General features: G+C 70.8%; 21 protein-coding genes. 19 read left to right on the top strand and 2 right to left on the bottom strand.

Annotation, left to right across the window (positions count from 1 at the left end; all coding sequences use genetic code 11):
- Nucleotides 1-82 precede the first annotated feature (82 nt).
- From SAM23877_RS07935 to SAM23877_RS07925, 3 genes are all read left to right on the top strand, one after another.
- Entirely contained in the window at nt 83-1,711 is a 1,629-nt protein-coding gene (locus SAM23877_RS07935; protein WP_162492094.1) for a site-2 protease family protein, read from the top strand.
- 47 nt (nt 1,712-1,758) lie between these two features.
- Entirely contained in the window at nt 1,759-2,661 is a 903-nt protein-coding gene (locus tag SAM23877_RS07930; protein ID WP_053128315.1) for a tRNA (adenine-N1)-methyltransferase, read from the top strand.
- A 276-nt stretch (nt 2,662-2,937) separates the two neighbouring features.
- Entirely contained in the window at nt 2,938-3,516 is a 579-nt protein-coding gene (locus SAM23877_RS07925) for a hypothetical protein (RefSeq protein WP_053128313.1), read from the top strand.
- 74 nt (nt 3,517-3,590) lie between these two features.
- On the opposite strand, the gene SAM23877_RS07920 is transcribed toward SAM23877_RS07925, so the two are convergent.
- On the bottom strand, nt 3,591-3,896 hold the full coding sequence (locus SAM23877_RS07920; protein ID WP_053128311.1) for a ferredoxin: 306 nt from the start codon (nt 3,894-3,896) through the stop codon (nt 3,591-3,593).
- Nucleotides 3,897-4,141: 245 nt separating this feature from the next.
- Between SAM23877_RS07920 and arc the strand changes: the two genes are divergently transcribed.
- The 5 genes from arc to prcA all read left to right on the top strand — a co-directional run bounded on the left by arc (nt 4,142) and on the right by prcA (nt 9,941).
- Nucleotides 4,142-5,908, top strand: coding sequence for a proteasome ATPase (arc, locus tag SAM23877_RS07915; protein ID WP_053142266.1), 1,767 nt, complete (start codon nt 4,142-4,144; stop codon nt 5,906-5,908).
- 232 nt (nt 5,909-6,140) lie between these two features.
- Nucleotides 6,141-7,652: a depupylase/deamidase Dop gene (dop, locus tag SAM23877_RS07910; protein ID WP_342342858.1), complete on the top strand. Its 1,512-nt coding sequence runs from the start codon at nt 6,141-6,143 to the stop codon at nt 7,650-7,652.
- A gap of 178 nt (nt 7,653-7,830) precedes the next feature.
- Nucleotides 7,831-8,049, top strand: coding sequence for a ubiquitin-like protein Pup (locus tag SAM23877_RS07905; protein WP_053128307.1), 219 nt, complete (start codon nt 7,831-7,833; stop codon nt 8,047-8,049).
- Nucleotides 8,050-8,277: 228 nt separating this feature from the next.
- Complete coding sequence (gene prcB / locus SAM23877_RS07900) at nt 8,278-9,123, top strand: proteasome subunit beta (protein ID WP_053128303.1); 846 nt, start codon at nt 8,278-8,280, stop codon at nt 9,121-9,123.
- A 59-nt stretch (nt 9,124-9,182) separates the two neighbouring features.
- Nucleotides 9,183-9,941 (top strand): proteasome subunit alpha, encoded by a 759-nt coding sequence (prcA, locus tag SAM23877_RS07895; protein WP_053128301.1) that lies wholly within the window; start codon nt 9,183-9,185, stop codon nt 9,939-9,941.
- A gap of 275 nt (nt 9,942-10,216) precedes the next feature.
- Here the strand turns inward: prcA and SAM23877_RS07890 are convergent, their stop codons facing one another.
- Nucleotides 10,217-11,227, bottom strand: coding sequence for a LacI family DNA-binding transcriptional regulator (locus tag SAM23877_RS07890; RefSeq protein ID WP_053128299.1), 1,011 nt, complete (start codon nt 11,225-11,227; stop codon nt 10,217-10,219).
- Nucleotides 11,228-11,361: 134 nt separating this feature from the next.
- On the opposite strand from SAM23877_RS07890, the gene SAM23877_RS07885 reads away from it, so the two are divergent.
- From SAM23877_RS07885 to SAM23877_RS07835, 11 genes are all read left to right on the top strand, one after another.
- Nucleotides 11,362-12,621: an MFS transporter gene (locus tag SAM23877_RS07885; protein ID WP_053128297.1), complete on the top strand. Its 1,260-nt coding sequence runs from the start codon at nt 11,362-11,364 to the stop codon at nt 12,619-12,621.
- A gap of 9 nt (nt 12,622-12,630) precedes the next feature.
- Nucleotides 12,631-13,992, top strand: coding sequence for a Pup--protein ligase (gene pafA, locus SAM23877_RS07880; RefSeq protein WP_052837743.1), 1,362 nt, complete (start codon nt 12,631-12,633; stop codon nt 13,990-13,992).
- A 156-nt stretch (nt 13,993-14,148) separates the two neighbouring features.
- The gene (locus SAM23877_RS07875) at nt 14,149-15,150 is read left to right on the top strand and encodes an FKBP-type peptidyl-prolyl cis-trans isomerase (RefSeq protein WP_053128295.1); all 1,002 of its coding nucleotides are present in this window, start codon (nt 14,149-14,151) and stop codon (nt 15,148-15,150) included.
- Nucleotides 15,151-15,210: 60 nt separating this feature from the next.
- Entirely contained in the window at nt 15,211-15,582 is a 372-nt protein-coding gene (locus SAM23877_RS07870; RefSeq protein WP_053128293.1) for an FKBP-type peptidyl-prolyl cis-trans isomerase, read from the top strand.
- A gap of 137 nt (nt 15,583-15,719) precedes the next feature.
- Entirely contained in the window at nt 15,720-16,697 is a 978-nt protein-coding gene (locus SAM23877_RS07865) for a helix-turn-helix transcriptional regulator (protein ID WP_053128291.1), read from the top strand.
- Nucleotides 16,698-16,715: 18 nt separating this feature from the next.
- Nucleotides 16,716-17,762 carry a helix-turn-helix transcriptional regulator gene (locus SAM23877_RS07860; RefSeq protein WP_079030075.1) on the top strand — a complete coding sequence of 349 codons (1,047 nt, stop codon included), beginning with the start codon at nt 16,716-16,718 and terminating at the stop codon, nt 17,760-17,762.
- Complete coding sequence (locus SAM23877_RS07855) at nt 17,759-18,052, top strand: hypothetical protein (protein WP_425314751.1); 294 nt, start codon at nt 17,759-17,761, stop codon at nt 18,050-18,052. The genes SAM23877_RS07860 and SAM23877_RS07855 overlap by 4 nt, the downstream gene beginning before the upstream one ends.
- 54 nt (nt 18,053-18,106) lie before the next feature.
- Complete coding sequence (locus tag SAM23877_RS07850) at nt 18,107-18,301, top strand: hypothetical protein (protein WP_053128287.1); 195 nt, start codon at nt 18,107-18,109, stop codon at nt 18,299-18,301.
- A 279-nt stretch (nt 18,302-18,580) separates the two neighbouring features.
- Nucleotides 18,581-18,868: a Sec-independent protein translocase subunit TatA gene (gene tatA, locus SAM23877_RS07845; RefSeq protein WP_053128285.1), complete on the top strand. Its 288-nt coding sequence runs from the start codon at nt 18,581-18,583 to the stop codon at nt 18,866-18,868.
- 47 nt (nt 18,869-18,915) lie between these two features.
- Nucleotides 18,916-19,869 carry a twin-arginine translocase subunit TatC gene (gene tatC / locus SAM23877_RS07840; protein WP_079030074.1) on the top strand — a complete coding sequence of 318 codons (954 nt, stop codon included), beginning with the start codon at nt 18,916-18,918 and terminating at the stop codon, nt 19,867-19,869.
- Nucleotides 19,870-19,960: 91 nt separating this feature from the next.
- Nucleotides 19,961-22,813: a DEAD/DEAH box helicase gene (locus tag SAM23877_RS07835; protein ID WP_079030073.1), complete on the top strand. Its 2,853-nt coding sequence runs from the start codon at nt 19,961-19,963 to the stop codon at nt 22,811-22,813.
- Nucleotides 22,814-22,924: the final 111 nt, after the last annotated feature.

The following is a 22,924-nucleotide window of genomic DNA, read 5'->3' as shown; positions in this document are numbered from 1 at the left end:
ACGGGCCACGACGGACGCATACCATCGAGACGAGACCCTCCCGTCCGGCAGGCGCGGGAGACGCTTCGAACGAGGGGACACCGTGGACGTGAGCGGCGGGAACGGGCAGCCGCGGTCCGGCAGCGAGGAGCCGGCCGAGCCCGAGGCGAGCTCCACGGCCCCGGCCACCGGCTCCGCACGGCCGGACCCCGCGGATTCCGGTCCGCCCGGGGAACGCCCCGCGGCCCGGCCGCCCCGGCCGGCGGACGCGGCCCCGGGCGAGCACCCCGGACCGGCGACCGGGGAACACGCGTCGACACCGGACGCGCCGACACCGGGTCCGGAGACGCAGAGCCCGCCGTCACCGGGTTCCGGTACACCGGGTTCCGGCACCCCGGGCCCCGGCACCCCGGCTCCCGGCACACCACGTCCCGAGGCGCAGGGCCCCGGTACACCGGGAGGTGACCGCCCCTCCCCACCGCCCGTGGAGCCGGGTCACGGTCCTTACGACGCCCACCCCGACCGTCCCCGTGCCGATGCCCACGCTCAGGGGACCGGTCCGGGAAGGCCGCCGCAGCGGCGGCCGGAGCCCGGCGGCGGGCTGCTGATGGGCCGGCCCTTCGGCGTGCCCGTGTACGTCGCGCCCAGCTGGTTCCTGGTCGCCGCCCTGATCACCTGGGTGTTCGGCGGCCAGCTGGACCGCGTGCTGCCCGAGCTGGGCGCCGCCCGCTACCTGGTCTCCCTCTTCTTCGCGGTCGCCTTCTACGCGTCCGTCCTCGTCCACGAGCTGGCCCACACCATCGCCGCCCTCCGCTTCAAGCTCCCGGTCCGCCGCATCCAGCTCCAGTTCTTCGGCGGCGTCTCCGAGATCGAGAAGGAGGCCGAGACCCCCGGCCGCGAGTTCGTGCTGGCCTTCGTCGGCCCGCTGCTCTCCCTCGTCCTGGCCGGCGTCTTCTACGTCGCCATGCTCCCCGTCGAGCCCGGCACGGTCCCCGGCGTGCTGCTGGCCGGCCTGATGATCTCCAACCTCCTCGTGGCCGCGTTCAACCTGCTCCCCGGTCTCCCGCTCGACGGCGGCCGGATGCTCCGTGCCGTCGTCTGGAAGATCACCGGCAAGCCGATGACCGGCACGGTCGCCGCGGCCTGGGTCGGCCGGGCCCTCGCCATCGCCGTCCTGGTCGGACTGCCCCTGGTCACCAGCGCCCTCGGCTCCGGCGCCGTGGACGACGTCGGCATGGACACGGTGATGGACGCCCTGCTCGCCGCGATCCTCGCCGCGATCATCTGGACCGGCGCCGGGAACAGCCTCCGCATGGCCCGCCTGCGCGAACACCTCCCGGAGCTGCGCGCCCGCGCCCTCACCCGGCGCGCCGTCCCCGTCCCGGCCGACACGCCGCTCTCCGAAGCCCTGCGGCGTGCCAACGCCTCGGGGGCCCGCGCCCTGGTCGTCGTGGACGCCGACGGCATCCCCGTCTCCCTGGTCCGCGAGGCCGCCATCGTCGGCGTACCCGAGCACCGCCGCCCCTGGGTGCCGGTCAGCGGCCTCGCCCAGGACCTCACCGACGGCATGCGCGTCTCGGCCGAGCTCTCGGGCGAGGAACTCCTGGACGCCCTGCGCGCCAACCCGGCCACCGAGTACCTGGTGGTCGAGGAGACCGGCGAGATCTACGGCGTGCTGTCCGCGGCCGACGTGGAGCGCGCCTTCGTCAAGGCCATGGCCCGCCCGTCCTGACCTCCGCCGTGGTCGGCGGCCCCGCCGGGGACCGGTAGGCTGGTCACATGTCCGAACCGACCGGTGCCGCCCGCAGGCGCGGGCCCTTCAAGGTCGGGGACCAGGTTCAGCTGACCGACCCCAAGGGCCGCCACTACACGTTCACGCTCGAGGCCGGGAAGAACTTCCACACCCACAAGGGTTCCTTCCCCCACGACGAACTGATCGGTGCTCCCGAGGGCAGCGTTGTCCGCACCACCGGGAACGTCGCCTACCTCGCGCTGCGCCCCCTGCTCCCCGACTACGTCCTGTCCATGCCCCGCGGGGCAGCCGTCGTCTACCCGAAGGACGCGGGGCAGATCCTCGCCTTCGCCGACATCTTCCCCGGCGCGCGCGTCGTGGAGGCCGGGGTCGGCTCGGGCTCCCTGAGCAGCTTCCTGCTGCGCGCCATCGGCGACCAGGGCATGCTGCACTCCTACGAGCGCCGCGAGGACTTCGCCGAGATCGCCCAGCAGAACGTGGAGCGCTACTTCGGCGGGCCGCACCCCGCCTGGCAGCTCACCGTGGGCGACCTCCAGGACAACCTGTCCGACACGGACGTCGACCGCGTCATCCTCGACATGCTCGCCCCGTGGGAGTGCCTGGACGTCGTCAAGAAGGCACTCGTGCCCGGCGGCATCCTGTGCTGCTACGTGGCGACCACCACCCAGCTCGCGCGGACCGTCGAGTCCATCCGCGAGATCGGCTGCTTCAACGAGCCGACCTCCTGGGAGACGATGATCCGCAACTGGCACGTCGAGGGCCTGGCCGTCCGCCCGGACCACCGGATGATCGGCCACACCGGCTTCCTGCTCACCGCCCGCCGCCTCGCGGACGGCGTCGAGCCGCCCATGCGCCGCCGCCGCCCCGCCAAGGGCGCCTACGGCGAGGACTACGACGGCCCCAACGCCGGCGGAGGCTCCGGCCGCTAGACGCCGGCCCGGGGCGGCCCGGTGCCGCCTACAACGTACAAGCGCCGTGGTGGAGTTCCCGAGACCCCTCGGGAACTCCACCACGGCGCCGCCGTCTTGGCCCCGAGGCGACCCGAGGCGAGGGTGCGGGGGTGCGGGGGCGGCGCGAGGCGGCGCGAGGCGGCGCGAGGCGGCGCAACCGGACCGACTACCCACCCCACCGTTCCCCCGCACTGTGACGTGTGGCACGATGCTGGCCACACCCCGCCGGCACAGCCCTCACAGGAGACACTCCTCGTGCAGCACCCCGCCGTTCCGGACCTGTCGCACACGCACACCCGTCCGATCCACTGGGTCGCCACCGCCACGGCCCTCGCCGGAGTCGTCGCCCTGTCCTCGGTCCTGCAGCCCGACGCCGCGACGGCGGCGCAGACCGCCGTGCCCGAGAAGAAGAACGCCCCGGCCCACATCGCACCCCCCGATCCGGCGGCCGTCGCCTTCCCCCTGGAGTGCGGTCCGGTCAAGGCGGTGGTGCAGAAGAAGGCCTCCGGCGACCTCGACGGCGACGGCCGGCCGGAGACGGTGGCCGTCGTGCACTGCGACGCGCCCATGGGCACCCCGCCCGACGGTGTGTACGTCCTCACGCGCGGTGCCGACGGCGGTGAGCCCCGCGTCGTCGCCACCCTCGTGGACCCCCGGGACCGGCGGACGGTCACCGACTTCGCCGTGCGTGCCGGCGTCGTCCGCGCCACGCTCCTCGGCTACTCGTCGGCCGACGTGCCCAGTTGCTGCCCCGACGTCACGGACGACGTGAAGTGGCAGTGGAAGAACGGCGCGTTCGTCCGCGACACGCCGTCCCAGGCGCGCACCGTATGACCGGTGCTCCCGCGGCAGACAGTGCGACCCGGCCGACAGTGGTCACGCAGCGTGCAGAATGAGTAACGGTTCGGTCACTCTGTGTCTGGGCCGTAGACCTCGGTCCTGTCCGAAACGCGACGCACGTGGATGCACTCGCCCGGACACTCCTTCGCGGAGTCGACCACGTCCGTGAGAAGCGGCAACGGCACGGGCGTTGTCGCCCCCTTGCTCTGGAGGAGCTCGTCGTCCGCGCCCTTGACGTAGGCCAGACCGTCGATGTCCAGCTCGAACACCTCGGGCGCGTACTGCGCGCAGATGCCGTCGCCGGTACACAGGTCCTGGTCGATCCAGACCTCGAGTGCCTCGCCGTCGACTCCGGCCTCCTGCTGCACGCTCATCTCTCCTGCCGTTTCCTGCGTCGAGCCCTTCGGGAATCCGGCCAGCTCTGACGGGTGTTGAACGCTTCGACCCTACCTCCGGCTGGGTTCCATTCACGTTCGGTGGGTATTCCCCTGGCGTGAGGGAGAGCGCAAGGGTGAAGATCGGACACACCCCGACAGTCTTTGTGATCTAGGGGTTTCAATCGACACCCACCCAGGTAGGGTCTGGAAGCGTCCAGCTCCCCATGGAGGAGGTGAGGACCGTGGCAGCCCACGACGACGACATGAACCGCGGCATCCGCCCGGGACGCGGGTCCGACGACCCGGCCGGGCAGGTGGCCTACCTTGAGCAGGAGATCGCCGTCCTGCGACGCAAGCTCGCCGAATCTCCGCGGCATACGAGAATTCTCGAAGAGCGGATCGTCGAACTGCAGACCAATCTGGCCGGCGTGTCCGCCCAGAACGAGCGACTCGCCGGTACCCTCCGCGAGGCCCGCGACCAGATCGTGGCCCTCAAGGAGGAGGTCGACCGGCTGGCCCAGCCACCGGCAGGCTTCGGTGTCTTCCTGCAGGCCAACGAGGACGGCACCGCCGACATCTTCACCGGCGGCCGCAAACTCCGGGTGAACGTCAGCCCGAGCGTCGAGCTCGACGAGCTCCGGCGCGGCCAGGAAGTGATGCTCAACGAGGCTCTCAACGTGGTCGAGGCCATGGAGTACGAGAGCGTCGGTGACATCGTCACCCTCAAGGAGATCCTCGAGGACGGCGAGCGGGCCCTGGTGCTCGGTCACACCGACGAGGAGAGGGTGGTGCGGCTCGCCGAGCCGCTGCGGGGCATCACCATCCGCCCCGGCGACGCCCTCCTGCTCGAACCCCGCTCCGGCTACGTCTACGAGGTCGTGCCCAAGAGCGAGGTCGAGGAGCTCGTCCTCGAAGAGGTCCCCGACATCGGCTACGAGCAGATCGGCGGCCTCGGCGGACAGATCGAGATGATCCGCGACGCCGTCGAGCTCCCCTATCTCTACCCCGACCTCTTCAAGGAGCACGAGCTGCGTCCGCCCAAGGGCGTCCTGCTCTACGGGCCCCCCGGATGCGGCAAGACGCTCATCGCCAAGGCGGTCGCCAATTCGCTGGCGAAGAAGGTCGCCGAGGTGACCGGCCAGGCCGCCGGCAAGAGCTTCTTCCTCAACATCAAGGGCCCGGAGCTTCTCAACAAGTACGTCGGTGAGACCGAGCGGCAGATCCGCCTGGTCTTCCAGCGGGCCCGTGAGAAGGCCAGCGAGGGCACCCCCGTCATCGTCTTCTTCGACGAGATGGAGTCCCTCTTCCGCACCCGCGGCTCCGGTGTCAGCTCGGACGTGGAGAACACCATCGTCCCGCAGCTGCTCGCCGAGATCGACGGTGTGGAAGGCCTGCAGAACGTGGTCGTGATCGGTGCCTCCAACCGTGAGGACATGATCGACCCCGCCATCCTGCGGCCCGGCCGGCTCGACGTGAAGATCAAGATCGAACGTCCGGACGCCGAGGCGGCCAAGGACATCTTCGGCAAGTACCTCACCGAGCGTCTCCCGCTCCACGTCGACGACCTCACGGAGCACGAGAAGGACAAGGCGGCCACCGTCCAGAGCATGATCCAGACGGCGGTGGAACACATGTACGCCGAATCCGAGGAGAACCGCTTCCTGGAGGTCACCTACGCCAATGGCGACAAGGAAGTCCTCTACTTCAAGGACTTCAATTCCGGCGCCATGATCGAGAACATCGTGGGCCGCGCCAAGAAGATGGCGATCAAGGACTTCCTCGACAAGAACCAGAAGGGCCTTCGCGTCTCCCACCTCCTCCAGGCTTGTGTGGACGAGTTCAAGGAGAACGAGGACCTGCCCAACACCACCAACCCGGACGACTGGGCCCGCATCTCCGGAAAGAAGGGCGAGCGGATCGTGTACATCCGTACGCTCGTCACCGGAAAGCAGGGCGCGGACACCGGACGCTCCATCGACACGGTGGCGAACACCGGTCAGTACCTGTAAAAGGCGGGGCGGCTGCGGGTGCCCTTGGTGGGTACCCGCAGCCGACTGTTTTCCGGAGCCCCGACTGGAGCAAGGCAATGCCGCAAATGATCTCCCCACCAGCGCAAAGGCGTTCTAGGCTCTTCCATACCGCCGAGTCGCGCAGTGCGGGGACGGGCACCGCATACGCATCGGAGCGCCAGCGGTACTTGAGCGGCGCCCAGGACGGGCGTCGCCGGGCAAGGAGGGCCGCATGACCGTACGGCGAGTAATGGGCATCGAGACGGAGTACGGAATCTCCGTCCCCGGCCACCCGAACGCCAATGCCATGCTCACCTCGTCCCAGATCGTCAACGCCTACGCGGCGGCGATGCACCGGGCCCGCCGGGCCCGCTGGGACTTCGAGGAGGAGAACCCGCTGCGGGACGCGCGAGGCTTCGACCTCGCCCGTGAGGTCGCCGACTCGAGCCAGCTCACCGACGAGGACATCGGCCTGGCCAACGTCATCCTCACCAACGGTGCGCGGCTCTACGTCGACCACGCCCACCCCGAATACAGCGCTCCGGAGGTCACCAACCCGCGGGACGCGGTGCTGTGGGACAAGGCCGGTGAGCGGATCATGGCCGAGGCCGCCGAGCGGGCGGCCCAGCTTCCCGGCGCACAGCCGATCCACCTGTACAAGAACAACACCGACAACAAGGGCGCCTCGTACGGCACGCACGAGAACTACCTGATGAAGCGGGAGACCGCCTTCTCGGACATCGTGCGCCACCTGACGCCCTTCTTCGTCTCCCGCCAGGTCTTCACCGGAGCCGGCCGCGTCGGCATCGGCCAGGACGGGCACGAGCACGGCTTCCAGCTCAGTCAGCGCGCGGACTACTTCGAGGTCGAGGTGGGCCTGGAGACGACGCTGAAGCGGCCGATCATCAACACCCGCGACGAACCGCACGCGGACGCCGAGAAGTGGCGGCGCCTGCACGTGATCATCGGCGACGCGAACCTGTCCGAGATCTCGACCTACCTCAAGCTGGGCACGACGGCGCTGGTGCTCTCGATGATCGAGGACGGCTTCATCGCCGTCGACCTGGCCGTGGACCAGCCGGTGCGGACGCTGCACCAGGTCTCGCACGACCCGACGCTGAAGCGCCTGGTCACGCTGCGCAGCGGCCGGACGCTGACCGCCGTCCAGCTTCAGATGGAGTACTTCGAGCTGGCCCGCAAGTACGTCGAGGAGCGGTACGGCGCGGACGCCGACGACCAGACCAAGGACGTCCTGATCCGCTGGGAGGACACGCTCAACCGGCTCGAGAACAACCCGATGAGCCTGGCCGGCGAGCTGGACTGGGTCGCCAAGCGCGAGCTCATGGAGGGCTACCGGCGCCGGGACGACCTGGACTGGGACGCGGCCCGCCTGCACCTCGTGGACCTCCAGTACGCCGACGTGCGGCCCGACAAGGGCCTGTACAACCGTCTGGTGGACCGCGGCCGCATCAAGCGGCTGCTGGACGAGCCGGAGGTCGAGCGGGCCCGTACGAAGCCGCCGGAGGACACGCGCGCCTACTTCCGCGGACGCTGTCTGGAGCAGTACGCGGACGACGTCGCGGCAGCCTCCTGGGACTCGGTGATCTTCGATCTGCCGGGCCGGGACTCGCTCCAGCGGGTGCCAACCCTGGAACCGCTTCGCGGAACGCGTAATCACGTCAAGGAGCTCCTGGACCGCTGCCGTACCGCGGAAGACCTGGTCAAGGTCCTGTCCGGCGGGTGACGGCGCCGAGCGGGTACCCGGGAGGAGATCGCCGGACAGGGTGAAAGGCACCTGGTCCGGGAACCATCGAGATGGCCCCCGTTCGTTGGACGAACTGCGGGGCCGATGTCGGACCCGGCTTGTAGGGTCTGATCTTGACCGAGCAACTGTGTCGGGCGAACCGAGCGGGGTGAGGGATATGGCGACCAAGGACACCGGCGGCGGGCAGCAGAAGGCCACGCGTTCCACGGAGGAGGTCGAGGAGCAGGCGCAGGACGCGCAGGCCTCCGAGGACCTCAAGGAGCGTCAGGAGAAGCTGAACGACGACGTGGACTCCGTCCTGGACGAGATCGACGACGTCCTGGAGGAGAACGCGGAGGACTTCGTGCGGTCCTTCGTGCAGAAGGGTGGCCAGTAGGCCGCCCTTCGGGCCTGCTTCACCTTCGCTCCGACGGCCCGTGGGCCGCGTGAGGGGCGGACGAGCAGAACGTGAGGTGTCGTGCGCGGTGCGGTGCGGAGCCGCGCCGCGCGCGGCCTCGGGCGGGGGCCGGAGTGATCGTTCCGTGGTTCCCGCCGAGTATGTGGATCACCGCCGTCGGGCGGGTAGGGTCCGTGACACAGCTGTCGCATACGTGGAAGGAATCGCGTGGAAGCCAACACTCGTAGCAACGGGCGTCTACCAGCTGCCTTCCTGACGCCCGGGTCCTCTTCGTTCATGGACTTCCTCGGCGAGCACCAGCCGGAGATGCTCCCGGGCAACCGGCAGCTGCCGCCGGTGCAGGGTGTGATCGAGGCGCCGCACGGCACCACGATCGTGGCGGTCACGTTCCCCGGTGGGGTCGTCCTCGCCGGTGACCGGCGGGCCACCATGGGCAACATGATCGCGCAGCGGGACATCGAGAAGGTGTTCCCGGCCGACGAGTACTCGGCGGTGGGCATCGCCGGCACGGCGGGTCTGGCCGTGGAGATGGTGAAACTCTTCCAGCTGGAGCTGGAGCACTTCGAGAAGGTCGAGGGCGCGCAGCTGTCCCTCGAGGGCAAGGCGAACCGCCTGTCGACCATGATCAGGTCCAATCTCGGCATGGCCATGCAGGGGCTGGCCGTGGTGCCGCTCTTCGCCGGTTACGACGTGGACCGGGGCCGGGGCCGCATCTTCTCGTACGACGTGACGGGCGGCCGGTCCGAGGAGCGGAACTTCGCGACCACGGGTTCGGGCTCGGTCTTCGCGCGCGGCGCGATGAAGAAGCTGTTCCGTGACGACCTGACCGAGGAGCAGGCCACCACCCTCGTGGTCCAGGCGCTGTACGACGCGGCAGACGACGACTCGGCGACCGGTGGTCCCGATGTCGCCCGCCGGATCTACCCGATCATCACTGTGATCACCGAGGACGGCTTCCGGCGGCTCGGCGACGACGAGTCCGCACGGCTGGCCCGCTCGGTGCTGGAGCGGCGGCTCGAGCAGCCCGACGGCCCGCGGGCCGCGCTGCTGTAACGGGCGCGTTCGTGTTGTCAGGTGGTCCAGTGACTTCGACAGAAAGGGACGGATAACCGGTGTCGACGCCGTTCTATGTCTCACCCCAGCAGGCCATGGCCGACCGGGCGGAGTACGCCCGCAAGGGCATCGCCCGTGGCCGCAGCCTGGTCGTGCTGCAGTACGCCGACGGCATCGTGTTCGTCGGCGAGAACCCGTCCCGCGCGCTGCACAAGTTCAGCGAGATCTACGACCGGATCGGCTTCGCGGCCGCCGGCAAGTACAACGAGTACGAGAACCTGCGGATCGGCGGGGTGCGCTACGCCGACCTTCGCGGGTACACGTACGACCGCGACGACGTGACGGCCCGGGGCCTGGCCAACGTCTACGCCCAGACGCTGGGCACGATCTTCTCCAGCCAGGCCGAGAAGCCGTACGAGGTGGAGCTGGTCGTCGCGGAGGTCGGCGAGAGCGCCGACGGCGACCAGATCTACCGGCTGCCGCACGACGGCTCGATCGTGGACGAGCACGGCTCGGTCGCGGTCGGCGGCAACGCCGAGCAGATCAGCGGCTACCTGGATCAGCGGCACCGCGACGACATGACCCTGGCCGAGGCGCTGAAGCTGGCGGTCCAGGCGCTGTCCCGCGACACCAACGGCAGTGAGCGGGAGATCCCGGCGGAGCGGCTGGAGGTCGCGGTGCTGGACCGCACCCGTCCGCAGAAGCGGAAGTTCAAGCGCATCGTGGGCGGTCAGCTCTCGCGGCTGCTGGACGCCGGATCGGGGACGTCGACCCTGGCGGACGACGTCGAGGACGAGAGCGACGGCGGGGAGAAGTAGCGCGGGGGTGCCCGCGGCGCCTGTGCGGGCGCCCGCGGGCACCTGAGCGGAGTCGGTGACGTCGTGGCCGGCGCCCGGCGTCGCGCGTCCCGGGACGGTCGGGCCCTGCCCGGCGACCCACCCTCCGAACGGCGCGGAGTCGGTCCGCGACGAGCCGTGCCGGGCCGACGCGCCGACCGTCACGGGCGGCCACGCCCGACGGCCCTCCTCCGGCCGTACGCGGCTCCCTGCCCGGCCTCGCGCGGCCCGGGTGGCCTCGCGGGGCCCGGGTGGTCTCACGAGGGCGGTGCCGTGGAGCCCCGTACCACCAGGTGCACCGGGATGTCCCCCTCCTCCGGGGACCGGCCCTCCATGACCGCCAGCAGGGCCCGCATGCCGCGTTCGCCGAAGAGCTCGGCGTCCAGGCGGACGGTGGTCAGCTCGGGGTCGATGGCCGTGGCCAGGCCCAGGTCGTCCAGACCGGTGACCGACAGGTCGTCGGGGACACGGAGCCCGGCCCGCCGGGCCGCCTTGTACGCGCCGACCGCCAGTTTGTCGTCGTCGCAGACGAGCGCCGTGGGCCGGGGCCCGGGTGCCGCCAGAGCCGCCTCCGTGGCGGCCAGGGCGCCCGCGACGGAGATGGGGGCGTGTGCGGTGCGGAGGCCGGCGCCGGGGACGGCGGACAGCCGTGCCGACAGTTCCCGGGCACGGATCTCGAAGGTCCAGGACGGGACGTCGGCCGCCAGGTGGAGGAAGCGGCGGTGTCCCAGCGACAGCAGGTGCTCCGTGACCTGGCGGATGCCGTCGGCGATGTCCAGGTTGACCGTCGCGGCGCCCAGGCTGCCCTGCGGGTCGCTGTCCAGCATCACCAGCGGCAGCTGGTCGCCCCGGATGGCGGTGAGCGCGTCGGCCGCCATGGACGACGCGATGACGCCGTCCAGGGCCGCCGCGGCGGAGGCGAAGGGATCCCTGGCCGGGCCCACGCCCTCGGGGGAGGGGTAGAGCACCACGCCGAACCCGTGCTCGGCGGCGACCCGCGCGGCGCCCGTGTAGACCTCCGCGAAGAACTCCGTGGTCAGCGCGGGAACGACCAGGAGGACCGTGCGGGTGCGACCGAGGCGGAGGTTGCGGGCGGCGAGGTTGGGGCGGTAGCCCAGCTCGAGAGCCGCCTCGCGGACCCGCTGGGCGGTGGGCTCCGACACGCGGCCGCGCCACTTGTCGCCCAGCACCAGGGAGACCGCGGCCTGGGAGACCCCTGCGGCCTGGGCGACGTCCCGGCTGGTCGGGCGGGTGCTGCCTCGTGCCACCGTGCGCCTGCGCTTTCGTGTGGACTCGTTCGTCTGGACTCGTGAACAGGCGACATGGTACGTATGACCGAGGTAGTTATACGTACAACCTCGGCGAGGTCGGGACTCGCGGGGTTCTGGGAAAGGGGGCGGCCGTGGTCGCCGGATACCTGGACATCCTCCGGGCGCGGCATGCCGTGCGGCTGCTCGTCGGCACGCTGGTGGGGCGGCTGCCCAACGCCACCGCGGCGATCGCGATCGTGCTGTTCGTACGGGCCGAGGGCGGCTCCTACAGCCTCGCGGGCGCGCTGGCCGCCGTGTACGGGGTCGCCAACGCCGTGGGGCAGCCCGTGCTGGGGCGGCTCGTGGACCTGCACGGGCAGCCGCGGGTGCAGCTGCCGGCCGCCGTGCTGTCGGGGGTCGCCATGGGGGTGTTCGCCTTCGCCGGCACCGGTGCGGTCTGGCTCGCGTACGCGGCGGTGGGGACGGCGGGGCTGTTCACGCCGCCGCTGGAGGGCGGGCTGCGGGCCCTGTGGCCGAGCGTCCTCGGCAAGGAGGACCAGGTGCACACCGCGTACGCCATGGACGCCATCGCGCAGGAGGTCATGTTCACCGTCGGGCCGCTGCTCGTGACGGTGTGCGTGTCGCTCTGGTCACCGCTGGTGGCCCTGCTCGTGCTGAACGCGGTGGGGGTGCTCGGCGCGTTGTCCGTGGTGGTCTCGCCGCCCTCGCGCGCGTGGCGGTCGGCGCCGCGCGAGGCGCACTGGCTGGGCGCGCTGCGCTCGTCCGGGCTGCTGGCGCTGCTGGGCGCCTTCCTGTTCATCGGGATGGCGCTCGGGTCCATCACGGTCGCCTCCGTGCCCTACGCGGACGCGCACGGCGGTGACGCGGTCTACGGCTGGCTGATGGCAGCCCTGGGCCTCGGCGCGCTGGTCGGCGGTGCGGTGTACGGGGCCCGGCCGTGGACCGGTGACCCGGCGCGGCGACTGCGGGTGCTGGTGGCGCTGCTGGCGGTCTGTTACCTGCCGCTGCTGCTGATGCCGGACGCGTTCGCCATGGTGCTGCTCACGGTGCTCGCGGGCGTCTTCCTGGCGCCCTGCATCGCCTGTGCGTTCGTCCTGGTCGACCGGCACGCGCCGCGGGGCACGGTGACGGAGGCCTTCTCCTGGCTGGTGACGACCTTCACCGTGGGCGCCTCGGTGGGAACGGGCCTCGCCGGGCCGGTGGTCGAGCACGGTGGGGCGGTGTGGGGCTTCGCCCTGCCCGGGGCGGCCGGCCTCGTGTCCCTGCTCGTCCTGGCCTGCACCGGACGGGTCCTCGCAGCTCCCGCCCAGCAAGCGGTGGTTGCGGCTTCATCGGAAAATGATCCAAACCGTGCCGTCGAACCCCGTTTCAGTTCGGGTCATCAGGCGTAATGTTCAGTCATGGACCGCCGCATTTTCGGGCTGGAGAACGAGTACGGCGTCACGTGCACGTTCAGGGGACAGCGCCGCCTGTCGCCTGACGAGGTGGCGCGGTACCTCTTCCGCCGTGTCGTGTCATGGGGCCGCAGCAGCAATGTCTTTCTGCGCAACGGAGCCCGCCTCTATCTCGACGTGGGATCACATCCGGAATACGCCACACCCGAATGTGACAACGTGATCGAGCTCGTCACCCACGACAAAGCGGGCGAGCGCATTCTCGAAGGACTCCTGGTGGACGCCGAACGACGCCTGCACGAGGAGGGAATCGCGGGCGACGTCTACCTCTTCAAGAACAACACCGACTCCGCGGGAAACTCCTACGGGTGCCATGAGAACTACCTCGTGGCCCGGCACGGGGAGTTCTCCCGTCTCGCGGACATCCTCATTCCCTTCCTGGTGACCAGGCAGCTGCTGTGCGGGGCCGGCAAGGTGCTGCAGACGCCGCGCGGTGCCGTGTACTGCGTCAGCCAGCGGGCCGAGCACATCTGGGAGGGAGTCTCCTCGGCGACCACCCGCTCCCGTCCGATCATCAACACCCGCGACGAACCGCACGCGGACGCCGAGCGCTACCGGCGGCTGCACGTCATCGTGGGCGACTCCAACATGTCCGAGACGACCATGCTGCTCAAGGTCGGTGCCACCGATCTCGTGCTGCGCATGATCGAGGCGGGCACGGTGATGCGCGACCTGACCCTGGAGAACCCGATCCGGGCGATCCGCGAGGTCAGCCACGACATCACCGGCCGGCGGAAGGTGCGCCTGGCCAGCGGCCGGGAGGCGTCGGCGCTGGAGGTGCAGCGGGAGTACTACGAGAAGGCCGTGGACTTCTGCGAGCGCCGCGGCATCCGCACCGGCACCGTCGAGCGCGTGCTGGAGCTCTGGGGCCGCACACTGGACGCGATCGAGGCGGAAGACCTCGACCGCATCGGCACCGAGATCGACTGGGTCATGAAGTACAAGCTCCTGGAGCGGTACCGGGCCAAGCACAACATGACCATGTCGCACCCCCGGGTGGCCCAGATAGACCTCGCCTACCACGACATCCACCGTCGTCGTGGCCTGTACTACCTGCTCGAGAAGAAGGGGCAGGCGGCCCGGGTCGCCAACGACTTGAAGATCTTCGAGGGCAAGTCCGTCCCGCCGCAGACCACTCGGGCCCGGCTGCGCGGCGACTTCATCCGGCGGGCCCAGGAACAGCGCCGGGACTTCACCGTCGACTGGGTCCACCTCAAGCTCAACGACCAGGCGCAGCGCACCGTGTTGTGCAAGGACCCGTTCCGCTCCGTGGACGACCGGGTGGAGAAGCTGATCGCCGGGATGTGAGCCGGGCGAGGACGAGGCGGGCACCCGCCCCGCACGAAGGGGCGGAACGCCACACGGGCACCGTACGTTAACCGTACGGTGCCCTTCTCGCGTCGTAGAGTTGCGCGCACCCCCGTCCCGCAGGATCGACCCGACACCGATTACGAGGCCCCCACCGTGCGCCGACGCTCACTCCTCATCGCCGTCCCCGCCGGACTGGTCACACTCGCCGCGTGCGGCGACGACGACTCCGGCTCGAGCAGTGCCGGCGACAGCGCCTCGCCCGAGGCGTCGGGCACGTCGGCACCGCCGTCCCCGAAGATCGTCGACGGTCCGCTGCCGGCGATCACCGCGGGAACGAAGTTCGACGAGAAGCCGACCGTCGCCAAGGGCAGCGGCGACCCGTCCAAGGACCTCGCGGTGAAGACCGTCATCGCCGGCGGCGGCAAGGCGGTCGCCGAGAACGACTTCGTGGTCGCCAACTACCTCGGCCAGATCTGGAGCAGCGCCAAGGTCTTCGACAACTCCTACGACCGCAAGACCCCGCTGGTCATCCAGCTCGCCCAGGGCAGCATCATCGAGGGCTGGCGGTACGCGCTCGCGGGCAGGAAGACCGGCAGCCGGGTCCAGTTCTCCGTGCCCCCCACCTGGGGATACGGCAAGCAGGGCAACGAGGACGCGGGCATCAAGGGCACTGACACGCTGGTGTTCGTGGTCGACGTCCAGGACACCTTCAACGCCAAGAGCTCCGCCAAGGGCAAGAAGGTCCCCCAGGACGACGCGGCCCTGCCCGAGGTCGGCACCAACACCGACGGCAAGGCGCCCTCCATCCAGGTGCCCAAGGCCGACGCGCCGAAGAAGCTCGTCGCCGAGTACGTCCTGGAGGGCGACGGCGCCGAGGTCGGCGCCCAGGACAGCGTGCTCGTGCAGTACAAGGGCGTGGTGTGGGACGGCGGCAAGGAGTTCGACTCCACGTACGCCAGGAAGCAGCTGACGTCGTTCTCGCTCCAGCAGGTCGTCAAGGGCTGGTCGCAGGGCCTGACCGGGAAGAAGGTCGGCAGCCGCGTCCTCATCGTCATCCCGCCCGACCTGGGCTACGGCGACAACCCGCCGCAGGGCAGCGGCATCGAGAAGGACTCCACGCTGGTCTTCTCCGTCGACATCCTGGCGAAGATGTGACCCCTCGGGGATGTAAGACTTGGCCCGTTGCCTTTCCGTACACAAGCAGGAGCTGAACACGTGAGCATCGACAAGCCCGAGGTCGACTTCCCGGGCGGCGAGCCCCCGGCGGACCTCGAGATCAAGGACATCTGGGAGGGCGACGGCCCGGTTGCGCAGGCCGGTCAGACCGTGACCGTCCACTACGTGGGCGTGGCGTTCAGCACGGGCGAGGAGTTCGACGCCAGCTGGAACCGCGGTACGCCGTTCCGCTTCCCGCTCGGTGGCGGCCGCGTCATCGCGGGCTGGGACCAGGGCGTGCAGGGCATGAAGGTCGGCGGCCGTCGCCAGCTGACCATCCCGGCCCACCTCGCCTACGGCGACCAGAGCCCGACCCCGGCCATCAAGCCCGGCGAGACGCTGATCTTCGTGGTCGATCTGCTCGGAGTCTGATCGACGTCCGAACGGACAGTGATCAGAGCCGGTCATCCAGGGTCCATGCCTGCTCGGGCATGGGCCCTCGGCTTTTGCCGCGCCGCTCCGGGGCGGTACGGTCATCCGTCGTAAGCACCATAGGGAGAAGGGCGTCGATGGCCATTGCCAAGGCCGAGCGGCTGATGAACCTGGCGCTGTGTCTGCTCGGGACGCGGCGGCCCCTCAGCAAGCGTGAGCTGCGTGACTCCATCGAGGCTTACGTCGAGGCCTCCAGGTCGGGGCAGGGTGCGGCCGGCTCCGACGACTCCTTCAATCGCATGTTCGAGCGGGACAAGGACGACCTGCGGGAGCTCGGGCTCGTCATCGAGACCGTCGAGAGCCTCGACGGCGAGGTCGGCTACCTGGCCCGCCGCGACAGCAACCGCCTGCCGCCCATCACCCTGGACGCCGAGGAGGCCGCCGCGCTCGGTCTGGCCGCCAAGGTGTGGCAGCAGGCCAGGCTGGCCGGTGCCGCGAGCGGCGCGTTGCAGAAGCTGCGCGCGGCCGGGCTGCCCGAGGACGTCGACCCGTACGAGGCGCACAGCGCGCTGGAGCCGCGCATTCCCGTGCACGAGGCCGCCTTCGAGCCGCTGATGCTGGCCTGCCGGGACCGTCGCCCGGTCGTCTTCGACTACCGCAAGGCCAACGCGGCCCAGCCCGAGGTCCGGCACGTCGAGCCCTGGGCGCTGGAGTGCTGGCGCGGCCACTGGTACCTGGCCGGGTTCGACAGCGACCGCGGTGCCGAACGGGTCTTCCGGCTGTCGCGGATCACCGGCAAGGTCCGTTCGCGCGCCGCGCGGTTCACCGCCCCCGTGCCCGACGTCGTCACCGTCCGCGAGACGGTCGCGAGCTGGGCGGGGGAGACCGCCGACCGTTCCGCGCTGATCCGGCTGCGCACGGGCGCGGGCTACCCCCTGCGGGCCAAGGCCACGGCCGTGCGGGAACTCGGCGACGGCTGGGACGAGTTGGAGATCCCGTACGGGCACGGTCTGGACGCCTGGCTGGTGGAGTTCGGGCCGGACGTGGTGGTGCTGGAGCCCGCGGAGTTGCGTGCGGACGTGGTGGACCGGCTGCGTGCCGTGGCCAAGGGCTGAGGGGGAGCGGACAACACAGTGGCAGGCAAACCGGTCAGGCCCGTGAACGCCATCGACCAGACCCGACGGATGCTGTCCTTGGTGACGTATCTGCGGGAGCGCCCCGGCGCCCGCGTCGAGGACGTCGCGCGCGCCTTCGGCATCACCGAGGACGAGCTGGTCTCCGACCTCGACGTGCTGCCCATGTGCGGCACCAGCTTCCGCGGCGGCGATCTGCTCGACATCGACACCGACGGCGAGCGCATCTGGTGGCACAATCCCGCCGCCCTCGGCGCGGACGCCGCCGAGCCGCTGCGGCTGGCCGCCGACGAGGCCACCGCGCTGCTCGTCGCGGCCCGGGCCGTGGCGACCCTGCCCGGACTGCGCGAGAGCGACCGGCAGGCGCTGCTGCGGGCGACCGCCAAGGTGGAGACCTCGGCCGGTGAGGCCGCGGGCGCCAGCTCGCGCCTGTCCGTCACCTTCGAGTCCGAGGGCGGTGTCTTCGCCGACGTGGACCGGGCGATCTCCGAGCGCCGCCGGCTGTGGATCCGCTACTACTCACCGGCCCGCGACGAGCTCACCGAGCGCGAGATCGACCCCATCCGGCTGGTCAGCGTCGGGCACACCTACGTGGAGGCCTGGTGCCGCCGGTCCGAGGCCCGGCGCACCTTCCGGCTCGACCGGGTCGCCGAGATCCGCATCCTGGACGAGCCGTCCGCGCCGCCCGAGGTCGAGCTGCGGGACCTCTCCGAAGGGCTGGTGCAGCCCGCCGCCGAGGACCCGGAGGTCGTCGTGGAGGTCGGCCCGGGCGGGCGCTGGGTCGCCGAGTACTACCCCCACGACAGTGCGGAGGAGCTGGCCGACGGCGGGCTGCGCATCGCCCTGCGCACCCCCGACCCGGCGTCCCTGCGGCGGCTGGCGCTGCGGCTCGGGCGCGACGGGCGGATCGTCTCCCCGCCCGAGCTGGCCGACAGCGCCCGGCGGGCGGCCCGCGAGGCGCTGGCGGCGTACGACGGGATCGAGGCGGCCGGGACGCCCGACGGACCGGGCGCGGAGCGGCACGACAGGCAGGAGCGAGCACTGTGAGCGAGTCCGCGCGGCCGGCGGTGCCGGGCATGACGGCGGCGTCCGCGTTCGCCGGCATGAGGAGGGTGTCCCCGGTCGTGTTCAAGGCGGGCTGCCCCGACTGCCGAGGCCGCTTCGAGCTCGCCGCGAGCGCCCTGCGCCTCGCCATCGGCGCCACGAGCCGCACCACCTTCTACTCGTTCACGTGCCCCGAGTGCGGCTCCGCGGTCCGCAAGCCGGCGGGGGAGCGGGTCGTGGAACTGCTCACCGGCGGCGGGGTCAGGACCCTGCGGCTGCACTCCACCGTCTAGCGGCTCCCGGACCGGCGTTCAGGACCGGCGGCCCGACGGTCTAGGCTCGGCGTCATGTTCTGGCCGATGTTCGCGGTTGCCGTGGGTTTCCTGGGTCTCGCCGTTCTCGCGGTGCTCGCCGTGAAGGTGTTCGTGGAGGCGGAGCGCCTGGGACGGCAGGTGACCGACTCGGCCCGCCGGATCGGCCGGGCCGCCGACGACCTGGAGCGCGCGACCGAGAGCGCCGCCCGCGCCGTGGACGCGCTGTGAGGCGCTGAACCCCGCCGAGGACCGGGCGGGAGTGACCGGACGGACGCGTGTGAGTTGCGTTTTGGGGCACTTCGCCCTGTCACCTCACAGGTACCGGAAGGTACGCTGCTGGTCGCGGTCCGGAAAACGAGGCCCGGCCGCGGACGGGAGTACGCACGGGGATTGCCTCACGTTTACCCCTGAGCGTTACGATCGCTGCACAAGACGATCGATCGGACGTATGTCCGACCGGTCGGACAGCACCCCCACCCAGCCGCCTCGGTGAGAAGGTAAAGACTTATGTTCGGAAGGCTCGGCGCCCCCGAGATCATTCTCATCCTCGTCGTCATCATCCTGCTGTTCGGCGCGAAGAAGCTTCCGGACATGGCGCGGTCGCTCGGCAAGTCGGCGCGCATCCTCAAGAGCGAGGCCAAGGCGATGAAGAGCGACGGCAAGTCCGACGACGCCGCCCCCGCCGACCCGCCGAACCCCGAGCAGGCCGCGGCACAGCGCACCATCCAGGCCGCCCCCGGCGACGTGACCAGCTCCCGGCCGGTCACCGAGCCGACGGACACGACCAAGCGCTGACGCAGGGCCGGTGACCTCCGGCCCGCCGCACGAGATGGGAACGTGGGTTGCTGAAGTCTGCCCGCACCACCAAGGAGAGGGACCCCGAGGGGCGGATGCCCCTCGCGGAGCACCTTCGTGAGCTCCGCAACCGGCTCGCGAAGGCGCTGCTGGCCATCGTCGCCGTCACCGTCGTCGCCGCCTTCTTCTACAACGACATCATCAACTTCTTCACCGACCCGGTCCTCGACTCGGTCGGCTGCACGAAGACGTTCGAGGAGCTGGCCAGGTCGTCGGCCGACTCCGAGCCCTGCGCGCAGATCACCATCAACGGTCTGCTGGGCCCCTTCACGCTGGCGCTGAAGGTGTCCCTGATGGCGGGTGTCGTACTGGCCTCGCCGGTCTGGCTCTACCAGCTCTGGGCGTTCGTCGCCCCGGGCCTGCACAAGAGCGAGAAGAAGTACGCCTACGCCTTCGTGGCCACGGGTGCCCCGCTCTTCCTCTTCGGCGCCTACTTCGCCTACGTGGTGCTGCCCACCACCGCGAAGGTGCTGATCGAGTTCACGCCGTTCGGTGTCGACAACCTCCTCCCGCTGGACGACCTGCTCGACCTCGTCACGCGCATGGTGGTCGTCTTCGGCCTCTCCTTCGAGCTGCCGCTGCTGCTGGTGATGCTCAACTTTACCGGCGTGCTGACCGGCAAGCGCATGGTCGGCTGGTGGCGCGGCATGATCATGGGCATCACGCTGTTCGCCGCCATCGCCACGCCCAGCACGGACCCGCTGACCATGATCGCGCTGGCCGGTCCGATCTGGGTCCTGTACTTCGTCGCGGTCGCCGTCTCGCTGCTGAACGACCGCCGCAGGGCCCGCCGCGAGGCGCTGGAGCCCGACGACGACGAGGCCTCCGAGCTGGACCTCACCCCCGAGGCGATCGGTGAGATCGAGCCCGTGACCACGGCCCGCGCACTGCCCGAGCAGGCGACGAAGGACCGGGTCAACGGCTACGACGACGTGACCTGAGGCACACGGGGGCGGTGACGGCGCGCGTCGCCGCCCCACGGCACGGCCTGCGGAATCTCCCCCGGAACCCCTCACAGGACCGATCCCGATAATGATCGTCCTGTTGTCAGTGCGGCCCGGTACGCTCGAAAGCACGATGACAGAGGATCTCTCTCCGGCCGAGCGGTATGCGGCAGCCCGTCAGCGGGCCGCCGAGCAGGCCACCGCGCTCGCTGCTTTCCGCGAGATGTACGACTTCGGCCTCGACCCCTTCCAGATCGAGGCCTGCCAGGCGCTCGAGGCGGGCAAGGGCGTGCTGGTGGCCGCGCCCACCGGCTCCGGCAAGACGATCGTCGGCGAGTTCGCCGTCCACCTCGCCCTGGAGCAGGGCAAGAAGTGCTTCTACACGACGCCCATCAAGGCCCTGTCGAACCAGAAGTACGCCGACCTGTGCCGCCGCTACGGCGCGGACCGCGTGGGCCTGCTCACCGGCGACAACAGCGTGAACTCCGACGCCCCGGTCGTCGTGATGACCACCGAGGTCCTGCGGAACATGCTGTACGCCGGTTCCCAGACCCTCCTCGGCCTCGGGTACGTGGTCATGGACGAGGTGCACTACCTCTCCGACCGCTTCCGCGGGGCCGTGTGGGAGGAAGTGATCATCCACCTCCCCGAGTCCGTGACCCTGGTGTCACTGTCGGCGACCGTGTCGAACGCGGAGGAGTTCGGCGACTGGCTCGACACCGTGCGCGGCGACACCCAGGTGATCGTCTCCGAGCACCGGCCCGTGCCGCTGTTCCAGCACGTGCTCGCCGGCCGCCGGATGTACGACCTGTTCGAGGAGGGCGAGGGCCGCAAGAGGGCCGTCAACCCCGACCTCACGCGCATGGCGCGCCTGGAGGCGAGCCGCCCGTCCTACCAGGACCGCAGGCGCGGCCGCGCCATGAAGGAGGCCGACCGGGAGCGCGAGCGCCGGCAGCGCTCCCGCATCTGGACGCCGAGCCGGCCGGAGGTCATCGAGCGGCTCGACGCCGAGGGGCTGCTGCCCGCGATCACCTTCATCTTCAGCCGCGCCGCCTGCGAGGCCGCCGTCCAGCAGTGCCTCTTCGCGGGCCTGCGGCTCAACGACGAGGACGCCCGGGAGCGGGTCCGTTCCCTCGTCGAGGAGCGCACGTCCTCCATTCCGGCCGAGGACCTGCACGTCCTCGGCTACTACGAGTGGCTGGAGGGCCTGGAGCGGGGCATCGCGGCCCACCACGCGGGCATGCTGCCGACCTTCAAGGAGGTCGTCGAGGAGCTGTTCGTCCGCGGCTTGGTGAAGGCCGTCTTCGCCACCGAGACCCTCGCCCTCGGCATCAACATGCCCGCGCGTTCGGTGGTGCTCGAGAAGCTCGTGAAGTGGAACGGCGAGCAGCACGCCGACATCACCCCCGGCGAGTACACGCAGCTCACCGGCCGGGCCGGGCGGCGCGGCATCGACGTCGAGGGACACGCCGTCGTGCTGTGGCAGCGCGGCATGAACCCCGAGCACCTCGCCGGACTGGCCGGCACCCGCACGTACCCGCTGCGTTCCAGCTTCAGGCCGTCGTACAACATGGCGGTCAACCTCGTCGAGCAGTTCGGCCGGCACCGCTCGCGGGAGCTGCTGGAGACGTCCTTCGCGCAGTTCCAGGCGGACAAGTCGGTCGTCGGCATCTCCCGGCAGGTGCAGCGCAACGAGGAGGGCCTCGACGGCTACAAGGCCTCCATGACCTGCCACCTCGGGGACTTCGAGGAGTACGCGCGGCTGCGCCGGGAGCTGAAGGACCGGGAGAACGAGCTGGCCCGGCAGGGTGCCAACGAGCGGCGCGCCGAGGCCGCCGTCGCGCTGGAGAAGCTCAAGCCCGGCGACGTCATCCACGTCCCCACGGGCAAGTACGCAGGCCTCGCCCTGGTGCTGGACCCCGGGCTGCCCGCCGGGCGGTCCAACGGCCACCGCGGCTTCGAGCACCACGACGGCCCCCGCCCGCTGGTGCTGACGGCGGAGCGCCAGGTCAAGCGGCTGGCGTCGATGGACTTCCCGGTGCCGGTCGAGGCGCTGGAGCGGATGCGCATCCCGAAGTCCTTCAACCCGCGCTCGCCGCAGTCCCGGCGCGACCTCGCCTCCGCGCTGCGCACCAAGGCCGGGCACATCCCGCCGGAGCGGGCCCGCAAGAAGCGTTCCCAGGCGGCCGACGACCGGGAGATCGCCCAGCTGCGCAAGGCGATCCGCGCCCACCCCTGCCACGGCTGCGACGACCGCGAGGACCACGCCCGCTGGGCCGAGCGCTACCACCGGCTGATGCGCGACACCTCGCAGCTGGAGCGCCGGATCGAGGGCCGGACGAACACCATCGCCCGCACCTTCGACCGGATCGTGGCGCTGCTGACGGAGATGGACTACCTGCGCGGCGACGAGGTCACCGAGCACGGCAAGCGCCTCGCCCGGCTCTACGGAGAGCTGGACCTGCTCGCGAGCGAGTGCCTGCGCGAGGGCGTCTGGGAGGGGCTCTCCCCGGCCGAGCTGGCCGCCTGCGTCTCCGCGCTGGTCTACGAGTCGCGGGCCGCCGACGACGCCATGGCGCCGAAGCTGCCCTCTGGGAAGGCCAAGGCCGCGCTCGGCGAGACGGTCCGCATCTGGGGCCGCCTGGACGCCCTGGAGGAGGACTTCCGGATCAGCCAGACCGAGGGCGTCGGCCAGCGCGAACCCGACCTCGGCTTCGCCTGGGCCGCGTACATGTGGGCGTCCGGCAAGGGCCTCGACGAGGTACTGCGCGAGGCGGAGATGCCGGCCGGTGACTTCGTGCGCTGGTGCAAGCAGGTCATCGACGTCCTCGGCCAGATCTCGGCCGCCGCGCCCCGGGAGGGCTCGACGGTGCCGAAGAACGCGCGCAAGGCGGTCGACGGACTGCTGCGCGGGGTGGTCGCCTACTCGTCCGTGGGCTGACCCCCGCGTCCCTCCCAGAGGCCCGGCGGCTCTCCGCCGGGCCTCTTCGCGTCCCGGGCGCAGCTCGCGGCGCCTTCTTCGCTCGTCACGGTGAGTTGTTCTCGCACACTC

The organism is Streptomyces ambofaciens ATCC 23877 (assembly GCF_001267885.1).
Taxonomy (GTDB): Bacteria; Actinomycetota; Actinomycetes; order Streptomycetales; family Streptomycetaceae; genus Streptomyces; species Streptomyces ambofaciens.
The sequence above is the reverse complement of the archived record's forward strand: the minus strand, read 5'-3'. Positions and strand labels throughout refer to the sequence as shown.